We start from the raw sequence: 15259 nt of genomic DNA on the forward strand, positions 1-15259 counted from the left end.
GCGAACAACATGCAATTAAACAGCACGCAAAAGGCCCTGGTACACCCCGCCTCGACTGGCGGGACGAGTGCACCAGGGCCGGTACAACAGGGGATGGCCGCTCAGGAGGCCGGCCTCGCCCGCCTACAGCGAAGCGTCGGCCAGGTCGATGGTGAGCACGTCCTCGTCCCTCGTCCGGTGGTCGATCGTGATCGAGCCGGCCGCGCCCGCATAGGCTTCCGTCCCTCCGGTGATCGCGAAGACGTGGGACCACGGCTGAGGGTTCACCGGGGACTCGGTCACGGCGGGAAGCGGCCGCTGGAAGGCCGTGGCGCCCGTGATCAGGCCGTCGTCGAGGCTCAGGACCAGCGTCGCCAGGACGAACGAGCCGTCCAGCCCCACGGCGACAGGCAGGCAGTGCGCGTTCTCGGTGCCCACCCTGTCGCCCTGTGCGTCCGACAGGTCGTACCGGACGAAGTACGGCACGCCGGCCGTGAGGACGTCCGGGATGTTCGCGCCCGTGCGCCTACCGGTCAGGACGATCCGGCGGTCCGCCTTGCTTGCCGCGTGGGCGGGGCCGCCCGCCCCGGCGACCAGTCCCCCGGCGACGGTCGCCACCGAGGCCAGCCGCAGAACCCTCCTGCGATCCATGTCCGTCATCGCCTGCCTCACACCCTTGTCGGTCGTATGCCCGAGCGCACTCGCGCCCCACGGACAAACGCCCACCGGGGCGGAACCGGATCGCCCCGCACGCGCACACCACCGCAATGGACGAGCGGACCGATGTGTCCGAAGGTGGTCGAGCGCTACGGAGCCGGCAGCTCCGCCAGCTCCGCGACGGCCTCGCGATGACTGCCCGCCGAGCCGTAGGCGACCGAGTCCGCCTTGGCACGCTTGAGGTAGAGGTGCGCCGGGTGCTCCCACGTCATGCCGATCCCGCCGTGGAGCTGTACGCACTCCTCGGCGGCGTGGACCGCGACGCGCGAGCAGTACGCCTGAGCCACCGCGACGGCGAGCGGGGCGTCGGGGCTGCCGGTGGCGAGAGCGTCGGCGGCGTTGCGGGCGGCGGCACGGGCCGAGACGACCTCCAGCCAGAGCTGCGCCATCCGGTGCTTGAGCGACTGGAACGAGCCCACGGGCCGGTTGAACTGGTGGCGTTCGCGGGTGTACCGGACCGTTTCGGTAAGGCACCACTCCGCGATCCCGAGCTGTTCGGAGGCGAGCAGTCCGGCTCCGGCGAGCAGACCACGCCGTACGGCGGTGGCGCTCGCGTCCGCGTCGGCGAGCAGGGTTCCCGCCGCCCCGGTCAGGGTGACGGCGGCCAGGGGCCGGGTCAGGTCGAGCGGGACGAGCGGCTGCACTGCGACACCCGGGTCAGTGACCTCGACGGCGTAGAGGCCTTCGGCGGTCGGCACCAGCAGGACGTCGGCGGCCGCCGCGTCGGCGACGCCGCGTACCGTGCCGTCCAGTGAGGTGAGTGCCGTGTCCGCCCCGGCGGGCGGGGTCGCGAATGGCACGGCGAGCACGGCCGTACGGGCGCCCGAGGCCAGCTCGCGCAGGAGCTCGGCGGCCGGTCCGTCCTCCCCGCCCAGCGCGAGCAGGGTCTCGGTGGCCACGACGGAGCTGGTCAGGTACGGGGCGGGGGCCACGCTGCGGCCCAGCTCCTCCAGGACCACAGCGGCCTCCCGGTGGGACGCGCCCTGGCCGCCGAGCTTCTCCGGTACGAGGAGTCCGGCGGCGCCGATGCCGGTGGCGAGGGCCTCCCACAGCCGGAGGTCGTACGGCGTGTCGGCCTCGGTCGCCGCGATCACCGTCGGCGCGTCGGCCCGGTCCGCGAGGAGGGCACGTACGGCGGAGCGCAGGTCCTCCTCGTCCTGGGAGTAGAGCAGGTCGGGAGTGGCGGGGGGCTGGGTGGGCACGGTCATCGGCTCAGGTCCTTCCAGGCGGCGTCCTTGTCGTTGCGGGGTTCGGCGGGCAGCCCGAGGACGCGTTCCGCCACGATGTTCAGCAGGACCTCGCTGGTGCCGCCCTCGATGGAGTTGCCCTTGGAGCGCAGATAGCGGTAGCCGGCGTCCCGTCCGGTGAAGTCGACCAGCTCCGGGCGGACCATGGTCCAGTCGCCGTACAACAGGCCCTCGTCGCAGAGGAGTTCGACCTCCAGGCCGCTGATCTCCTGGTTGAGGCGGGCGAAGGCGAGCTTCATGCCCGAGCCCTCGGGTCCCGGCTGTCCGGCGACGAGCTGCTGGCGCAGTCGCTCCCCGGTGAGCCGGGCGACCTCGGCCTCCACCCAGAGGGTGAGCAGGCGCTGGTGGGTGTCGTGGGTGCGCAGGTCGGGGCGTTCGCGCCAGGTCGTGGAGACCGGGCCGATCATGCCGCCCTCGCGCGGGATGCGGGAGCCGCCGATGGAGACGCGCTCGTTCATGAGGGTGGTCTGGGCGACCTTCCAGCCCTCGCCGACGGGGCCGAGCCGGAGGCTGTCGGGGATGCGTACGCCGGAGAGGAAGACCTCGTTGAACTCGGCCTCGCCGGTGATCTGGCGCAGCGGCCGGACATCGACGCCCGGGTCGGTCATGTCGCAGATGAAGTAGCTGATGCCCCGGTGTTTGGGGAGGTCCGGGTCGGTGCGGGCGATGAGGATCGCCCAGCGGGCCACATGGGCGCTGGAAGTCCAGACCTTCTGCCCGTCGACGGTCCAGTCACCGTCCTCGCCCTGGACGGCCCGGGTGGCGAGCGCCGCGAGGTCGGAGCCGGCGCCGGGCTCGCTGAAGAGCTGGCACCACACCTCCTCCCCCACCCACAGGGGGCGCAGGAAGCGCCGCTTCTGCTCGTCGGTGCCGAAGCCGAGGATGGTGGGCGCGGCCATGCCGAGGCCGATGCCGATGCGGCGTGGGTCGTTGTCGGGCGCGTCGGCTGCGGCGAGTTCGGCGTCGACGACCTGCTGGAGGGAGCGGGGCGCGTCGAGTCCGCCGAGCCCCACCGGGTAGTGGACCCAGGCGAGTCCGGCGTCGAAGCGGGCCTTGAGGAAGTCGGTGCGGCCGGTGGTGGCGGGCGGGTGCGCGGCGAGGAGCTCGTGGGTGCGGCGGCGGATCTCGGTGGCGTCGACGGCGGGGCTCATCGGGCACCTCCGGGCAGCACGACGATCCGGCCGGTACTGGTGCCGTCGGCGACACGCTGGACGGCCTCGGCCGCTCCGGCCATCGCGACACGCTCGCTGACCAGTGGTTTGACGATCCCTTGGGCGGCCAGCTTCGTCAGCTCGTCGTGGCAGGCGCGGACGGCGGCGGGGTCCTTGGTGTTGTAGAGGCCCCAGTGCAGCCCGACGATGGAGTAGTTCTTCACCAGGGCGTGGTTGAGCGCCGGGGCGGGAATGTTCCCGCTGGCGAAGCCGACGACGAGGACGCGGCCCTCGAAGGCGATGCACTTGACGGACTTGGCGTACGCGTCGCCGCCGACCGGGTCGTAGACGACGTCCGCGCCGCGCCCGCCGGTGGCTTCCTTCACCGCGCCGACGATGTCCTCGCTGCGCCGGTCGATGACCAGGTCGCAGCCGAGCTCGCGGGCGACGGCCGCCTTCTCCGGTCCGCCGACGACCCCGATCACGGTGGCGCCCGCGGCCTTGCCGAGCTGGACGGCCGCGCTGCCGACCCCGCCCGCCGCCGCGTGGACGAGGAGCGTCTCCCCGGCCTGGAGGCGGGCGCGGCGGTGCAGGCCGAACCAGCCGGTCTGGTAGCCGATGTGCAGGGCGGCCGCTTCGGCGTCGTCCAGTGCGTCGGGGGCGGGCAGCAGGGCCGCCTCGTCCGCGACGACGTACTCGGCGAAACCGCCGTACGGCAGGGCGGGGGTGGCGAGGACCCGCCGCCCGTCCTCCGTGTTGCCGCACACCTCGACGCCGGGGGTGAACGGCAGCGGCGGCCGCACCTGGTACTGGCCCCGGCAGAGCAGCGCGTCGGGGAAGTTGACGTTCGCCGCGCTGACCTGGACGAGCACCTGCCCGTCACCGGGGGTGGGCCGGTCGCTCTCCTCCAGCCGCATCACCTCGCCCGGCTCGCCGTTCCGGTGCACTCGCCATGCCTGCATGAGGGGCCTCCACAACACTGTCGGCATCAACCGCTGCCACTGTCGGCACTACCACTGCTCCGGCGCATACTAAGCGGTCGCTTGCCCATCTGGGAACACCCCGGCGGGCCCGTCACCAAGCCCCCTCACCCCCGCTTCGGCTTCGCCCTCACATGCATGCGCTCGCCCTGCGGGCCGAAGAGACTGAGGAACTCCACCGGCTTGTCCTCCGCCGGACCGAACCAGTGCGGCAGCCGGGTGTCGAACTCGGCGGCCTCCCCCGGCTCCAGCACCAGATCGTGCTCGGCCAGCAGCAGCCGCAGCTTCCCGGAGAGCACGAACAGCCACTCGTACCCCTCGTGGGTGCGCTGCTCCGGTGGCTCGCCGCTGCCCGCCTCCTGCACCATCTTGTACGCCTGGAGCCCGCCGGGACGGGCGGTCAGCGGCAGCATCGTCCGGCCGTGCTGCACGATCGGCTTGGCCCGGACCCGGGGGTCCCCGACGGGCGGGGCGCCCACGAGGTCGTCGAGCGGGACCTCATGGGCGCGGGCGATCGGGAGCAGCAGCTCCAGGCTGGGGCGGCGGCCGCCGGACTCCAGCCGGGAGAGCGTGGAGACGGAGATTCCGGTGGCGGCGGAGAGCGCCGAGAGGGTGACCCCCCGGTCCTTGCGCAGGCGGCGCAATCGGGGGCCGACCCCGGTGAGTACGGCGTCGAGTTCCGGATCGTCCCGGTCGTGTTCCTTCATGGGCCCATTGCAGAATCGGCAAGCCGGATTGTCAATAACGCTCCGCTGCCCTTGGTGGTGTCAGTGGGCCCCTGGTGGTGTGGTGTCCGTGGGCCCCCCTAGGGCGCGTATTGAGTCGTGATCACTGGCTGGCTCGGGTGAGGTCCTTGATCCAGATCATGGAAGCTCGGAGGTGGAGGCCGGCTTGATAGCTCTCGGGGGTTTTGTCGTAGCGGGTCGCGATGCCGCGCCATGCCTTGAGCTTGTTGATCAGGCGCTCGATGGTGTTGCGCTCTTTGTAGAGCTCGGCGTCGTGGGTGACGGGCCGGCCGCCCCGGCGGCCCTTCTTCTTCCGGTTGGCGGCCTGGTCCCTCTTCTCCGGGATCACAGCCTTGATGCGGCGTTTGCGCAGGTAGGCGCGGTTACCGCGGGACGAGTAAGCCTTGTCTCCGGCGACCGCGTCGGGCCGGGTGCGGGGACGGCCGACCCGCCCACGGGCCCGCACCTGCTCGAGCACGGGGATGAACTGAGGGCTGTCGGCGGCCTGCCCGGCGGTCAGCGTGAGCACGAGCGGGCGACACCTGCGATCACCCGCAACGTGGATCTTGCTGGCCTGGCCGCCCCGCGAACGTCCGAGCCGGGCGGCCTTCAACCGCAGCTTGCCGCGTCGCCGGATGCGTCGCTGTTCGGCCTGCCGGGCGACGTCTTCAACGTCCTGTCCGGCTTGTTCCTCTTCGATGCCCCCTTTGAGCGGGCCTCCTCCTCGGCGGCTTCCTCCAGCGCGGCGAGGACCTCCGGATCGAGGTGCATCCCGGCCGCGTCGTGGTGGGCGCGGGCCGTGGTGGAGTCCACACTGACCAGCGACAAGTCCACCCTGCCACGCTTTGCCGCCTCGGCGATCAGGCCCTCCAGCAGGGCCTCGAAGACCCCGGCGTCCCGCCACTGCCGAAACCGGTTGTGCACGGTGGACCAGGCGCCGAACTCGGCCGGCATCTCCCGCCATTGCGCTCCTGCGCGAAACCGCCAGATCACGCCCTCGAACTGCTGCCGCAGCCGCGTGGGATACGGACCGTACTCGCCGATTGGCAGGTACGGCGCGATGAACTCCCACTCCTCATCCGTCAGTTGCACGCGCGTCATGCACTCAGGACTACAGGATCCGTCCCCGAAGCGGAGGCGCATCCCACAGATTGATCACGACTCGATACACGCCCTAGTACTGCAATCACACTTGCGTGTGGTTGAGTTGGTGTATGGCTGAGCTCGGGGTGGGGTTGGTTGGGCAGTGGGACGGGGTGCTGGCGGGTTTGCATGCCAGGTTCGCGTCGCGTTTCGTGAGGTCGGAGCCGCGTGCGCGGGCGCTTGCGTATATGCGGGGCCTGATCGCTCCGCTGGAGCGGAAGAACGGCTGGACGCTGGCGGAACGGGCCGGTGACCGGCTGCCGATCAGGATGCAGCGGCTGCTGGGCGAGGCGGACTGGGACGCGGATGCAGTCCGTGACGACGTGCGGGACTACGTTGTCGAGACGATCGGTGACAAGGACGGCGTCCTGATCGGAGACGACACCGGCTTCCTGAAGAAGGGTGTGCGCTCGGCCGGCGTCCAGCGGCAATATTCCGGAACGGCTGGACGTACGGAAAATTGCCAGGTCGGCACCTTTCTGGCCTACGCCTCGACGAAAGGCCGGGCTCTGATCGACCGGGAACTGTATGTGCCCGCCTCGTGGACGGACGACCGTGAGCGGTGCCGGGACGCGGGGATTCCGGACGAGGTGTTGTTCGCGACGAAGACGGAGCATTTCAAGGCCATGCTCCTTCGTGCGGTGGAGGCCGGCGTGCCGTTCGCTTGGGTCACAGCGGACGAGGCCTACGGGCAGTCGAAATCCCTCAGGTGCTGGATGGAACAGCGGGCCATCAGCCATGTGATGTGCGTGAAGACCAGCGACACCGTCATCACCCGCGGCATGGGCGAACGCCGTGTCGACGACCTCGTCACCGGTCTCGCACCGCAGGCGTGGAAGCGTCTGTCCGCCGGGAAGGGATCCCACGGCGAGCGCATGTACCAGTGGGCGCGGATTCCCATCCGGATCTGGTGGGAGAACGGCCACGGCCACTGGGTCCTGGCCCGCCGAAGCCTCAAAGACCCCACGGACCTCGCCTACTACGTCTGCTACGGCCCCGTCGCCACCCGACTGAAAGACCTGGTCAGGGTGGCCGGCGCCCGCTGGGCCGTCGAAGAATGCTTCCAGACCGCGAAGGGCGACTGCGGCCTGGACCACTACCAAGTCCGTCTCTACCACGCCTGGTACCGGCACATCACCCTCGCCATGGCCGCCCTCGCGGCCCTGACCGCCGTCCGCGCCCACGAACTCTCAAAAGGGGAAACAGCGGTGGCCTGATACCGCTGTCCGTAGCGGAGATACGCCGCCTCATCGGCCACCTCCTCCGCCCCGCCCACCTCACCATCCACCACCACCTGCACTGGTCACACTGGCGAAGACTCAGCCAGACACGCGCCCGCGACAGCCACTACAAACAACGCGGACACACCCCGTAACTGTGATTGCAGTACTAGTGGTATCAGTGGGCGAAGACCTCGAAGGTGACGGCAGGACGCCCGCCGAACCGGTCGGCCTCGGCCCGCACCATGCCCTCCAGGAAGCCCCGGCAGTACTTCTCCGGTGCCTCGTCGGTCAGCACCTCGATGTACGTGCGGTGCTCCAGCAGGGACTGGACGGAGCGTTCGAAGCCCGCCGTCGCGTCGACCGCGTGCGTGGGCCGGTCGCTGCCCGCCACGGCGGTCCAGCGCACCCCGTCCCACGGCTCCAGGCCCTGTTCCGCCAGCTCCGGGAAGATCCACCGGTTGCCCGCGTCCGCGACGGCGTCCAGGGTGGCCCGGCCGACCGCGCGGTGGTCGGGCGTGTTCCAGGCGGCGCCGCCCCAGGTGTCCCGGTGGTTGAGGGTGACGACCAGTTCCGGGCGGTGGCGGCGGATGGCGGCGGCGATGTCGCGGCGCAGCCCGATGCCATACTCGATCACCCCGTCGCGGTGGTCCAGGAACTCCACCGTGCGGACACCGACGACGGCGGCGCTCGCCCGCTGTTCCCGCTCGCGCACGGGGGCGCACTCCTCGGGCGGCAGGGTGTCGATCCCGGCCTCTCCCCGGCTGGCGAGGAGATAGACGACCTCGCGGCCGCCGTCGGTCCAGTCGGCCACGGCGGCGGCCGCGCCGTACTCCAGGTCGTCGGGGTGGGCGACCACGGCCAGGGCGCGGCTCCAGTCGGCGGGCAGGGGTTCGAGCGGCTGCTGCGTCATACCCGCAGGCTACCGACGATCACCGGGGCGGGCCTGTGGCCGGGGCTCTGGGGGTACCGGGGCGGAAACGCCGGCCGGTAGCCGGTACGTCCCGGGGTACGGGACGGGATGCGGGCCCGTGATCGGGAGGTTTCCGGGTACCGGACGGAATGCGGGACCACCGTCCGGTGCTGGAGACACGTGTAGAGTCCCAGCCCTCCCGCGCCGCCCCGGTCGACGAAAGGAACCGCTCGTGACCAGCCCCGCCTCCCTCTCCCCCGCCCAGGCCGCAGCCCGTCTGGAGGAGTTCACCGTGATCGATGTGCGGGCTCCCGGCGAGTACGTCGCAGGCCATGTGCCCGGCGCGCTGAACATCCCGCTCGACAAGCTGCCCGAAGCCCTGCCCGCCCTCAAGTCCGCCTCCGCCCGCGGCTCGCTGCTGGTGGTGTGCGCCTCCGGCGTCCGTTCGACCCGGGCCTGCGAGATCCTCGCGGGCGCCGACATCGAGGCCGCCACCCTGACCGGCGGCACGTCCGCCTGGGAGGGCGACGGCCGCGGCCTGGACCGGCCCGAGGGCGCCCGCGCCACCTGGGCCATGGAGCGCCAGGTGCGGCTCGCGGCCGGTTCGCTGGTGGTGGCGGGCCTGGTGGCGGGCATCCGCTTCCCGGCCGCTCGCTGGCTCTCCGCGGGCATCGGCTCGGGCCTGGTCTTCTCCGCCGTCACCAACACCTGCGGCATGGCGTCCGTCCTGTCGAAGCTGCCGTACAACCAGGCCACGCGCTCCGGCACCACAGACCTGGACGCCACACTGGAGGCGCTCCAGCGCTGACGTCCATCGCTGTCAGACCTCGTCCCTGACCATCGCCAGCAGCCGGTCCAGGACCCGCGATCCACCGGCGCGCACGCCGTCGTGCTCGTACTCGTTCGTCACCCAGGTCCGCAGCCCCCGGATCGCCGCCGCCGTACGCAGCGAGTGCTCGGTGTCCACGTACATGTCGTCGTGGTAGACGGCGGCCGCGACGGGTACCTCGTTGGCGGCGAGCCGCTCGGGGTCGTACAGCGCGGGCCAGCCGGTGCGCCGGGCGAGCAGTTCGGCGGTCTCGCGCAGCGGGCGCAGCGCCGGGTCGACGTCGAAGTGCCAGGGGTGGATGGTCTCGCCGGTGAAGAGGACCGGCCCGTCGCCCGCCAGGGCCGTCGCCGCGTCGAACTGCGGGAACTCGGCGCGCACCCGCTCGGCCGACCAGTCGGTGGCGCGCTCGCCGTATCCGTAGATCGCCTCGTGGATCAGGGCGTAGAGCGGGTGCCCGGCGAACGATGACGCGGAGCGCAGGGCCTCTTGGAAGGCGTCGGAGAGTTCGGTGCCGTGCGGGGTGCGGACGAACGCGTTCTCCAGCAGGTAGTGGAGCTGATGGCTGCCGCTGCCGCCGCCCAGCATGCGGCCGAGCGACTGGAAGAGTTCGGGCGTCAGCCGGTACCCGGCGCTCTCGGGGCGGTGCTCGGCCAGGTACCCGGCGATCGCGCGGGCCCGCTCGACGTCCTGCGGATAGCGGGCGTAGTGCGCGGCGACCTTCCGCTCGATACGCGGGTACGCGGCCCGGTACACGTCGTCCGCGTGGGCGTCCAGCGAGGGCAGGCCGCCGGTGATGAGGACCGCCGCGAGACCCTCGGGCGCCGAGGAGAGGTAGCGGACCGCGCAGAACCCGCCGAAGGACTGGCCCAGCACCGTCCAGGGCGCACCGCCGGTGAGCCGCGGCCGGATGAACTCGCAGTCCCGGACGATCGCGTCGGAGCGGAAGTGGGCCAGGTAGTCGGCCTGTTCGCGCGGGCCGCCGCGCAGCGGGAGGGTCTGCCGGTTGGCGGGGGTGGACAGGCCGGTGCCGCGCTGGTCGAGCAGGAGCACCCGGAAGTCGCGCAGCGCCCGGCCGAGCCAGGCCTCCGTCCCGACGAACCTGCGGGCGCCGAAGCCTGGACCGCCCTCCAGGTAGACCAGCCAGGGCAGCTCCTCGCCCGCCCGCCCGGCGGCCACGGCCTCGCGCCCGTACAGCTCGATCTGCTCGCCGCCGGGGTCGCTGTGGTCGAGGGGAACGGTGAAACGCCGGTCGGTGAGGACGACGCCGGGCTGGCGGTAGCTGTTCACAGGATGCTCCTGGGTCGAGGGTCCGGCCCAGTTCAGCACATGGTTCCCGACGGCCGGCGCAGCGGCGGGTGACCCGGACAGTCCCGGTCCGTGTGCGCCGCGCCCGGGGCGCTCCTACTGTGCGGACATGATCCGGTTCGAGCAGGTCGGCAAGGTCTACCCGGACGGTACGAAGGCGGTCGACGGGCTCTCCTTCGAGGTGGCGGAAGGTGAGCTGGTGACCCTGGTCGGGCCCTCCGGCTGCGGCAAGACGACCACGATGATGATGGTGAACCGGCTGATCGAGCCGACGTCGGGCCGGATCCTGGTGGACGGCGAGGACATCGCCGGGATCGACCCGGTGAAGCTGCGCCGTCGCATCGGTTATGTGATCCAGCAGGTCGGCCTCTTCCCGCACCGCACGGTCCTGGACAACACCGCGACCGTCCCCGCGCTGGTCGGCTGGAAACGCGCGCGGGCCCGGGAGCGGGCGGCGGAGCTGCTGGACCTGGTGGGCCTGGACCCGAAGACGTACGGCTCGCGCTATCCGTCGCAGCTCTCCGGCGGCCAGCGCCAGCGGGTGGGCGTGGCGCGGGCGCTCGCCGCGGATCCGCCGGTGCTGCTGATGGACGAGCCGTTCGGGGCGGTGGACCCGGTGGTGAGGGAGCGGCTGCAGAACGAGTTCCTGGCGCTCCAGGAGCGGGTGCGCAAGACGGTCCTCCTGGTCACGCACGACATCGAGGAAGCCGTGCGGATGGGCGACCGGATCGCGGTGTACGGGGAGGGGCGCATCGAGCAGCTGGACACCCCGGCCGCCGTGCTCGGCACCCCGGCGACCCCGTACGTGGCCCGGTTCGTCGGCTCGGACCGGGGGCTGAAGCGGCTGTCGGTGACCGCGATCGAGCCGGAGGACCTGGAGGAGCCGCCGGTGGCCCGGCTGGAGGAGCCCGCGCCGGTGGCGGCGGACCGGCTGCGGGCGGCGGGTGCCCGCTGGGCGGTGGTGCTGAACGGTACGGGCGAGTTGCACGGCTGGGTGTCGGCGGATGCGCTGCGGAGCGCCGGGGAGCGGGGGACGGTGGGCGAGCTGGCCCGCCGGATGGAGGCGTGGGTGCCGGTCGGGGCCCCGCTGAAGCAGGCGTTCAGCGAGATGCTCCAGCACGACGCGGGGTGGGTGGCGGTACTGGACGGGGCCCGGTTCCTCGGGGTCCTGACCCCCGCGAAGCTCCACGAGGCGCTGCGCCGGTCGGTGGACGCGGACGCGCAGGGCGTGGGGCGCGAGGAGGTGGACTTCGACTCGGTGGCGGACGCGTGAGTGGGGACGGACAGGGATGTCGACGGGCAGGGGCGGGGACGGCCAAGGGGCGCCCGCGTTGACAGCGCCGGGTGCTCTCGTTCTAATGGTCCGCGTGCAGCGTGACGTCGGCCAAAGAGATCTGGGCCGGCCGACGGTCAAGCCGGCACCTTCTTCCAGGGACGACGTGATGAGTTCACTCACCGCCCACCGCATCTGACGCCTCCGCGACCGCGCGTGCCGCCGTTCCGGCCGTACCCGCGCGCCGCGCCGCGCCGTATCCACACTTTCTTCCGGGAGACCCAGAACACCCATGCCCTCTGCCTTCCAGCAGTCCGTCATCGATGAGTTCCGTGCAAACGGGGGCAAGGTCGGCGGCCCCTTCGCCGGCTCCGACCTCCTCCTGCTGACCACCACCGGCGCCCGCACCGGGCAGCCGCACACCACCCCGCTCGGCCATGTCCGCGACGGCGACCGGCTGCTGGTCGTCGGCTCGAACCTCGGCGCGCCGCACCACCCCGACTGGTACCACAACCTCCTCACCCACCCCGCCGTCCAGGTGGAGCTGGGTGACGAGGAGTTCCAGACCATCGCCGTACCCGCCGAAGGGCCCCGGCGCGACGAGCTCTTCGCCCGGGTGGTGGCCGAGGCTCCCGGATACGCCGAGTACCAGGCGGCGACCGACCGGGCACTGCCGGTCGTGGTCCTGGAGCTCCCCGATCCTCAGGCACCGGCCCTTGAGGTCACCTCTCTGGCGGACAAGCTCACCGAGGTCCACACCTGGCTGCGCGGCCAACTGGCCCAGGTGCACGCCGAGACGGAAGCGCACTTCGCCGCCGTGGCCGCTCACCGGGGAGCCGGCGCACCTCCCCCGCCCGGCCTCGGCCTCCAGATCCGGCAGCGCTGCCTGGCGTTCTGCCAGGCGCTGGAGTTCCACCACACGAGCGAGGACGGCCATGTGTTCCCGGTGATGGAGGGCTACCACCCCCACCTCCGCCATGTCTTCGACCGGCTCCGGGACGAGCACCGGACCATCGCGGCCGTGCAGTCGGCGCTCGCGGAGCTGGTGGCCGGTATCACCATCGCCGAGCCGGACCGGTTCCGCGGAGAACTGTCCCGTATGACGGAGCAGTTGACCGCCCACCTCGACTACGAGGAGGCCGAGATCCTGCCTCTGCTGGCGGGGGTGCCCTGGCCGCCGAGGCCCTGAGGACCGGAGCGCTCAGCCCTTCGGGATGAGCTTCTTCGACTCCAGGTAGGTGCGCGCGACGTCCTCGGGGAGCCTGCGCCAGCTGTCGACCTGTTCGTTCATGGACGCCAGGTCGGCGGTGGTCAGGACGGTGTTGAGCCGGCCGAGGGCGTCGCGTACCCCGTCGCTTCCGGCTCGGGCCCGGTTGACGACGGGGACCACGTAGTCGGCGTTCTGCAGCTTCTTGTCGTCCGCCAGCAGGACCAGGCCGAACTCGTCGAGCGTGGCGTCGGTGGTGGTGGTCAGGACCATCTGGTCCTGACCGTTCTGGACGGCCTGCTTCGCCTGGGTGGTGCCGACGCCCTTGGGGTCGACGGCGACGACGTCGATGCCGTACGTCTTCTCCAGCCCCGGTGCGCAGTAGGGCCGTTGTACGCATTCGTCGCCCGCCGCGAGGCGTACCGGGAGGTTCGCCCGGCCGAGGTCGCTGAGGGTCTTGAGGCCGTGCTTCTTCGCGTAGGAGGCGGCGACCGCGAAGGCGTTCTGGTCGACGGCCCGCCCGGGGTCGAGCACGGTGAGCCCGCGCGGGGCCGCGAGCGCGCGCAGCGCCTTCATGGTGACGGCGAGGTCGGGTGATCCGACGGGGGCGGCGTCGGCGCCGTTGGCCTTGGCGTTCAGCCAGTCGGCGAAGGTCGCCGCGTACTCCGGTACGACGTCGATCTGGCCGCTCTCCAGGGCGGGTTCGTAGATCTCCCGGTTGGTCACGGAGATGATGTCGGTGGAGTATCCGGCGCGCTCCAGCAGCAGGGCGTACATCTGGGCCAGCAGATCGCTCTCGGTGAATCCGGCCGAGCCGATGGTCAGCTCCTTGCTGTCGCCGGGCGGCGCGGTGACCTCGCCCTGGTTCTCCAGACTGGGGCCGGTGGTGCAGGCGGTGGCCGCGAGCAGGACGAGCCCGGCGAGGGCCGGGCGGGCGCGGATCAGAAGGCTCATGCGGCCTCCCTCCCCCGGCTGGGCGCGATGCGCTGCCCGGCCTCGAAGAGGCTCTCGACGAGGAGGGCGAAGACCGCCACGAGGACGGCTCCGGCCACCACCTGCGGGGTGGAGGCTAGGTTGAAGCCCGCGGTGATGATCCGGCCGAGACCCCCGCCGCCGGCCAGGGCGGCGAGTGTGGCCGTGGCGACCAGTTGCACGGCGGCGATCCGGACGCCGGTGAGGATCAGCGGAAGGGCGAGCGGCAGCTCCACGTTCCACAGCATCTGGCGGCCGGTCATGCCCATGCCCCGGGCGGCCCGCACGACATCCCGGTCCACCTCGCGCATCCCCACGTAGGCGTTGGTGAGCAGCGGCGGCACGGCGAACAGGACGAGCGCGATGATCGTCGACCACTGGCCGTACGTGCCCACGGGGGTGAGCAGCAACAGGACGAGGACGGCGAAGGTGGGGACGGCCCGGCCGATGTTGGAGATGTTGACGGCGAGCGCGCCGCCCTTGCCGAGATGGCCGAGGACCAGGGCGACGGGCAGCGCGATCAGGCAACTGATGAGCAGGCAGACGACGGTGAGGTAGAGGTGTTCGCCGAGCCGGTTCCAGACCCCGTCGGGGCCGGACCAGTGGGTGGCGGTGGTGAGCCAGGACCAGGTGTCGGAGAGCGTCTTCATTACCGGCTCCCCCTCCACGTCCAGGGGGTCAGCAGCCGTTGCGCTCCCAGGAGGAGCACGTCGGCGGCGACGGCAATGACGACGCAGAGCACGGAGGCGCTCAGCACCTGTGCCTTGAAGTAGGTGTTCATGCCGGAGTAGATGAGGTTGCCGAGTCCTCCGTAGCCGACGATCGCCCCCACGGTGACGAGGGAGACGGCGGAGACGGTGGCGATCCGCAGTCCGGCCATGGCGGCGGGCAGGGCGAGCGGGAGTTCCACGGCGAGCAGCAGGCGTACGGGTCCGTACCCCATGCCGCGCGCGGCCTGCCGGGTCTCCTCGGGGACGGCCCGCAGCCCGGCGAGGATGTTGCGGACCAGCAGGGTCAGCGAGTAGAGGACGAGCCCGGTGACGACGAGCGCGGCGGAGAGTCCGTACACGGGCAGCAGCAGCGAGAACATCGCCAGCGAGGGGATGGTGTAGAGGATCGTCGTCAGCCCCAGTACGGGACCGGCGGCCCAGCGCCAGCGGCGGGCGGCGAGGGCCAGCGGGACGGCGAGCGCGAGCCCGATGACCACGGCCAGCGCGGTCAGTTGGAGGTGCTGGAGGGCAGCGTCCCAGAGGATCTCCCGGCGGCTGGAGAGGTAGGCGCCGCAGATCCACTCGTTGCGTGCGAGGCAGTCGTCCGGGGGTGCCGTCACCCGCCCATTCCAGCGTGGCCGGGGGATCACCGCCCTTCCTGTTGGCCCGTCCGGGGGGGTGCCGGCCTACGGGCTGTTCGCCCGTCCGTGGGGTGTCGGCGTACAGGAAGAGGCCCATGGGTTGCCGGGTGCCGTCCGCCGGGCGCTGCGCGGGCCGGACAGGACCTGGCGGCCCCGCCGGGCGCTGCGCAGGCCCGTCCGCCGCCCTACCGTGGAAGGAGCGTGCGTGCACGTTCCCGCAGCGCGCGTACAGCCCCCGCAGAGACGG

Annotated in this window: 14 protein-coding genes and 1 pseudogene; 4 read left to right on the forward strand and 11 right to left on the reverse strand. The window is 71.8% G+C overall.

The window, feature by feature from the left end; genetic code table 11:
- Positions 1-123 precede the first annotated feature (123 nt).
- From ACK8N7_RS02690 to ACK8N7_RS02715, 6 genes and pseudogenes are all read right to left on the reverse strand, one after another.
- Positions 124-639 carry a hypothetical protein gene (locus ACK8N7_RS02690; RefSeq protein WP_500440712.1) on the reverse strand — a complete coding sequence of 172 codons (516 nt, stop codon included), beginning with the start codon at positions 637-639 and terminating at the stop codon, positions 124-126.
- Between the two features lie 146 nt (positions 640-785).
- Positions 786-1904, reverse strand: coding sequence for an acyl-CoA dehydrogenase family protein (locus tag ACK8N7_RS02695; RefSeq protein WP_403218393.1), 1119 nt, complete (start codon positions 1902-1904; stop codon positions 786-788).
- Positions 1901-3094 carry an acyl-CoA dehydrogenase family protein gene (locus ACK8N7_RS02700; protein WP_500440714.1) on the reverse strand — a complete coding sequence of 398 codons (1194 nt, stop codon included), beginning with the start codon at positions 3092-3094 and terminating at the stop codon, positions 1901-1903. The genes ACK8N7_RS02695 and ACK8N7_RS02700 overlap by 4 nt, the downstream gene beginning before the upstream one ends.
- Positions 3091-4056 (reverse strand): NADPH:quinone oxidoreductase family protein, encoded by a 966-nt coding sequence (locus ACK8N7_RS02705; protein ID WP_500440716.1) that lies wholly within the window; start codon positions 4054-4056, stop codon positions 3091-3093. Before ACK8N7_RS02705 ends, ACK8N7_RS02700 begins: the two co-directional genes overlap by 4 nt.
- Positions 4057-4181: 125 nt before the next feature.
- Positions 4182-4781, reverse strand: coding sequence for a helix-turn-helix domain-containing protein (locus ACK8N7_RS02710; RefSeq protein WP_015613039.1), 600 nt, complete (start codon positions 4779-4781; stop codon positions 4182-4184).
- 121 nt (positions 4782-4902) lie between these two features.
- A pseudogene (locus tag ACK8N7_RS02715) lies at positions 4903-5900 on the reverse strand (IS5 family transposase).
- Between the two features lie 113 nt (positions 5901-6013).
- Here ACK8N7_RS02715 and ACK8N7_RS02720 point away from each other — a divergent pair.
- Complete coding sequence (locus ACK8N7_RS02720) at positions 6014-7159, forward strand: IS701 family transposase (RefSeq protein WP_500440718.1); 1146 nt, start codon at positions 6014-6016, stop codon at positions 7157-7159.
- A 181-nt stretch (positions 7160-7340) separates the two neighbouring features.
- Here the strand turns inward: ACK8N7_RS02720 and ACK8N7_RS02725 are convergent, their stop codons facing one another.
- Positions 7341-8075, reverse strand: a complete 735-nt coding sequence (locus ACK8N7_RS02725; RefSeq protein WP_403218397.1) for a PIG-L deacetylase family protein — start codon at positions 8073-8075, stop codon at positions 7341-7343.
- Between the two features lie 232 nt (positions 8076-8307).
- On the opposite strand from ACK8N7_RS02725, the gene ACK8N7_RS02730 reads away from it, so the two are divergent.
- Positions 8308-8883 (forward strand): rhodanese-like domain-containing protein, encoded by a 576-nt coding sequence (locus tag ACK8N7_RS02730; RefSeq protein ID WP_403218398.1) that lies wholly within the window; start codon positions 8308-8310, stop codon positions 8881-8883.
- Positions 8884-8895: 12 nt separating this feature from the next.
- Here ACK8N7_RS02730 and ACK8N7_RS02735 read toward each other — a convergent pair whose 3' ends face one another.
- The gene (locus ACK8N7_RS02735) at positions 8896-10191 is read right to left on the reverse strand and encodes an alpha/beta fold hydrolase (RefSeq protein ID WP_403218399.1); all 1296 of its coding nucleotides are present in this window, start codon (positions 10189-10191) and stop codon (positions 8896-8898) included.
- 127 nt (positions 10192-10318) lie between these two features.
- On the opposite strand from ACK8N7_RS02735, the gene ACK8N7_RS02740 reads away from it, so the two are divergent.
- The gene (locus ACK8N7_RS02740; RefSeq protein ID WP_403218400.1) at positions 10319-11482 is read left to right on the forward strand and encodes an ABC transporter ATP-binding protein; all 1164 of its coding nucleotides are present in this window, start codon (positions 10319-10321) and stop codon (positions 11480-11482) included.
- Between the two features lie 292 nt (positions 11483-11774).
- The gene (locus ACK8N7_RS02745) at positions 11775-12671 is read left to right on the forward strand and encodes a nitroreductase/quinone reductase family protein (RefSeq protein WP_500440721.1); all 897 of its coding nucleotides are present in this window, start codon (positions 11775-11777) and stop codon (positions 12669-12671) included.
- Between the two features lie 12 nt (positions 12672-12683).
- Here the strand turns inward: ACK8N7_RS02745 and ACK8N7_RS02750 are convergent, their stop codons facing one another.
- The 3 genes from ACK8N7_RS02750 to ACK8N7_RS02760 are packed head-to-tail and all read right to left on the reverse strand — an operon-like array spanning position 12684 to position 14991.
- Complete coding sequence (locus tag ACK8N7_RS02750; RefSeq protein WP_403218402.1) at positions 12684-13643, reverse strand: ABC transporter substrate-binding protein; 960 nt, start codon at positions 13641-13643, stop codon at positions 12684-12686.
- A complete protein-coding gene (locus tag ACK8N7_RS02755; RefSeq protein ID WP_403218403.1) occupies positions 13640-14311 on the reverse strand; it encodes an ABC transporter permease in 672 nt (223 codons plus the stop codon). The genes ACK8N7_RS02750 and ACK8N7_RS02755 overlap by 4 nt, the downstream gene beginning before the upstream one ends.
- Entirely contained in the window at positions 14311-14991 is a 681-nt protein-coding gene (locus tag ACK8N7_RS02760) for an ABC transporter permease (protein ID WP_403218404.1), read from the reverse strand. Before ACK8N7_RS02760 ends, ACK8N7_RS02755 begins: the two co-directional genes overlap by 1 nt.
- Positions 14992-15259 lie beyond the last annotated feature (268 nt).

The sequence above is a fragment of the Streptomyces griseobrunneus genome (genome assembly GCF_046713465.1).
Lineage (GTDB): Bacteria > Actinomycetota > Actinomycetes > Streptomycetales > Streptomycetaceae > Streptomyces > Streptomyces microflavus.